At 77.3% G+C, this 3830-nt stretch carries 1 protein-coding gene; it reads left to right on the top strand.

Going from position 1 to position 3830, the window contains the following annotated elements; genetic code table 11:
• The coding region (locus tag ACOV8S_RS26925) for an amino acid adenylation domain-containing protein (protein ID WP_448320971.1) at positions 1–3830 on the top strand (3830 nt) is incomplete at both ends.

Below are 3830 nucleotides of genomic sequence, written 5' to 3'. Positions count from 1 at the left end.
CCCCGGCGAGGGCCCGGCCACCGGACTGCTCACCCGCCACGACACGGCCCGGACGCCCGACCCGCGCGCCGCCCGCGAGGAGGCCGCCGACGCCGCCCGCGCCACCCTCGACCCGCTGACCGGCTCCCTCTTCCGCGCCGCCCTGCTGCTGCCCGCCCCGGGCGGGCGCCCCCAGCTGTTCCTGACCGCCCACCACCTCGCGGTGGACGGCGTCTCCTGGCGCGTCCTGCTCACCGCTCTGGAACGGGCGTACCGGCAGGCCGCCGCCGGCGAGGCCGTCCACCTCGAGCCCGAGGCGACGGAGCACGCCGCCTGGGCCGCGCACCTGTCCGGCCTGGTCGAGGCCGGCGCCTTCGACGACGACCTCCCGTACTGGACGGCCCAGGCCGCCGAGGAGCGGACCCCGCTGCCGGTGGACCGCCCGGGCACCCCGCGGGCCGCCTCGGTGCGCACCGTCCGCACCCGGGTCGACCCCGCCACCACCGAGGCGCTGCTGCGCCGGGTGCCCGGCGTCTACCGCACCCAGGTCAACGACGTCCTGCTCAGCGCCCTGGGCCGGGTGCTCGCCGACTGGACGGGCTCCGGCCGCGCCACCGTCACCCTGGAGGGACACGGCCGCGAACAGACGGGCCCGGGGGAGGACGGCGCGCCGCTCGACCTCTCCGGGACGGTGGGCTGGTTCACCAGCCAGTACCCGGTCACCCTCACCCCGGCCGGACCGGCCGGCGCGCCCGACTGGGGCGCCACCCTGAAGGCGGTCAAGGAGCAGCTGCGCGCCGTGCCCCGGCGCGGCCTGAGCCACGAGGCGCTGGCCCGCCTGACCCCGCCCGGCCACGCCGCCCGCGCGCTGCGGGAGAACCCGCTGCCCGAGGTGTCCTTCACCTACCACGGGCAGTGGGAGACGCCCGGCTCCGGCGACTTCGCCCAGACCGACGGCACCCCCGGCCGGGAGGTCGCCGGCGACGAGCCGCTGGACCACCTCCTCGACGTCTCCGCCGCCGTCACCGACGGCGCCCTGGAGATCACCTGGCACTACAGCGAGGACGTCCACGACGAGGGCACCGTGCGCCGTCTCGCCGACGGCATGACCGACGCGCTGGCCGCGATCGCCGCACACTGCGCCCGCCCCGGCGCCGGCGGCCGCACCCCCTCCGACTTCCCGCTCGCCGGCCTCGACCAGGCGGCCGTGGACCGGCTGGTGGGCGACGGACAGGGCGTCGAGGACATCTGGCCGCTGACCCCGCTCCAGGAGGGCATGCTCTTCCACCGCCTCACCGGCGGCGCCGACGACGTCTACGTGGACCAGGCGGCCCTGCTGCTGCGCGGGGTCGCCGACCCGCGGGCCTTCGCCCTCGCCTGGCAGCGGGTGACCGACCGCACCCCCGCGCTGCGCACCTCGGTGGTCTGGGAGGACGTGCCCCGGCCGCTGCAGGTCGTGCACCGGGACGTCGAGGTGCCGGTCACCCACGTGGACCTGCGGGACACCGCCCCTGCGGAACGCGCCCGGCTGCTGCGGGAGTTGTGCGAGCGGGACCTGGCCCGCGGCGTCGACCTCGGCACGGCCCCGCTGATGCGGCTGACCATGGTCCGGCTGCCGGACGCCGAACTGCGGCTGGTGTGGACCTCCCACCACCTGATTTTGGACGGCTGGAGCCTGGCCCAGGTGCTCACCGAGGTGTGCGAGGAGTACGCCGCCCTGACCACCGGCGCCGAGAGCCGGCCGCCGGTGCGCCGCCCCTTCGGGGACTACGTGCGCCTGCTCGCCGAGCAGGACGACGGCGCCGCCCGCGACCACTGGCGCGGGGTGCTCGCCGGCTTCGCCACGCCGACCCCGCTGCCCGCCGACCGCCCGCAGGACCGCACCCGGCAGGCCCGCTCGGCCGCCGTGCACACCACCACCCTGTCCGAGGACCTCTCCGAACGGCTGGCCCGCACCGCGCGCACCGCCGGAGTCACCCTCGGCACCGTCGTGCAGGGCGCCTGGGCGCTGCTGCTCTCCCGGTACGCCGCCGAGGACGACGTGGTGTTCGGCACCACCGTCTCCGGGCGCCCCGACGACCTGCCCGGCGCGGAGTCGATGGTCGGCATGTTCATCAACACCCTCCCCACCCGCGTGCGGGTGGACCCGCGCCGCCCCGCCGCCGACTGGCTGCGCTCCCTCCAGCAGGAGCAGGCCGAGGCACGCCGGTACGCCGCCGTGTCCCTGGCCGAGCTGACCGCGCTGAGCGACGTGCCGCCGGGCAGCCCGCTGTTCCACTCCATGGTGGCCTTCGAGAACTACCCCTTCGACGAGGCCCGCACGGCCACCTCGGGCGTGCGGCTGGCCGAGGTGGACTCCCGGGATGCCACCAACTACCCGCTGGTGCTGCGCGCCCACCAGGGCGAGCGGATCGGCTTCGACGTCGCCCACGACCCCGGCCTGTTCGACGAGGCGACCGTGCGCGCGCTGGCCGGCCGGCTCCGCCTGCTGCTGGCCTCGATGGCCGACGGCCTGGACCGCCCGCTGCGCGAGCTGCCGTGGACGACGCCCGAGGAGCGCCGGAGCCTGGTCGCCGGCGCGGACGGCGGCGTCCGCGGACGTCCCGCCGAGACCCTGGTGGACCTGTTCGAGGCGCAGGCCGCCCGCACCCCCGATGCCCCCGCCGTCACCTGGGCGGGCGAGCACCTGGACTACGCGACCCTCGACGCCCGCGCCGGCCGCCTCGCCCACCGCCTCGCCGAGGGCGGGGCCCGCCCGGAGACCTACGTCGCCCTCGCCCTGCCCCGCGGCGCCGACCAGGTCGTGGCCATCCTCGCGGTGCTGAAGACCGGCGCGGCCTACCTGCCCGTCGACCCCCAGGTCCCCGACGAGCGCCTGACCGCCGTCCTCGAGGACGCCCGGCCGGTGACGCTGGTGACGACCACGGACATCGCGCCCCGCGCCCAGGGCGCCGGCGTGCCCGTGCTGCCGCTGGACGACCCCGGCGTCGTCGCCGACCTCGCCGGCCGCCCCGCCACCGGCCCCGGCGACCGGACCGCGCGCCCGCTGCCGGAACACCCCGCCTACGCCATCTACACCTCCGGCTCCACCGGCCGCCCCAAGGGCGTCGTCGTGCCGCACGCCAATGTGGTGCGCCTGTTCACCCGCACCGCCCACTGGTTCGGCTTCGGCGCGGACGACGTGTGGACGCTGTTCCACTCCTACGCCTTCGACTTCTCGGTGTGGGAGCTGTGGGGCGCGCTGCTGCACGGCGGCCGGCTCGTCGTCGTCCCCGACGACGTGGCGCGCTCGCCCGAGGACTTCCTGCGGCTCCTCGCCGACGAGCGGGTCACCGTCCTCAACCAGACGCCCTCCGCCTTCCACCCGTTGGTGCGCGCGGACGCCGACCACCCGGAGACCGGCGACCGGCTGGCCCTGCGCACCGTGGTCTTCGGCGGCGAGGCGCTCGACGTGACCCGCCTCGCCCCCTGGTACGCGCGGCACCCGCAGGACGCGCCCCGGCTGGTCAACATGTACGGCATCACCGAGACCACCGTGCACGTCACCCACCACCCGCTGGACGGCACGCAGACCGCCGCCGGCGCCGCGAGCCCCATCGGCGAGGGCATCCCCGACCTGCGGGTCCACCTCCTCGACGAGGCGCTGGCGCCCGTGCCGCCCGGCGCGGTCGGCGAGATGTACGTGGCGGGGGAGGGCCTGGCCCGCGGCTACCTCGGCCGGCCCGGACTCACCGCCACCCGCTTCCCCGCCGACCCCTACGGGGCGCCGGGCGCGCGGATGTACCGCACCGGCGACCGGGCCCGCCGCCGCGCCGACGGCACCCTGGAGTATCTGGGCCGCGCCGACCACC

The sequence above is a fragment of the Streptomyces sp. CO7 genome, from assembly GCF_053474865.1.
The sequence above is the reverse complement of the archived record's forward strand: the minus strand, read 5'-3'. Positions and strand labels throughout refer to the sequence as shown.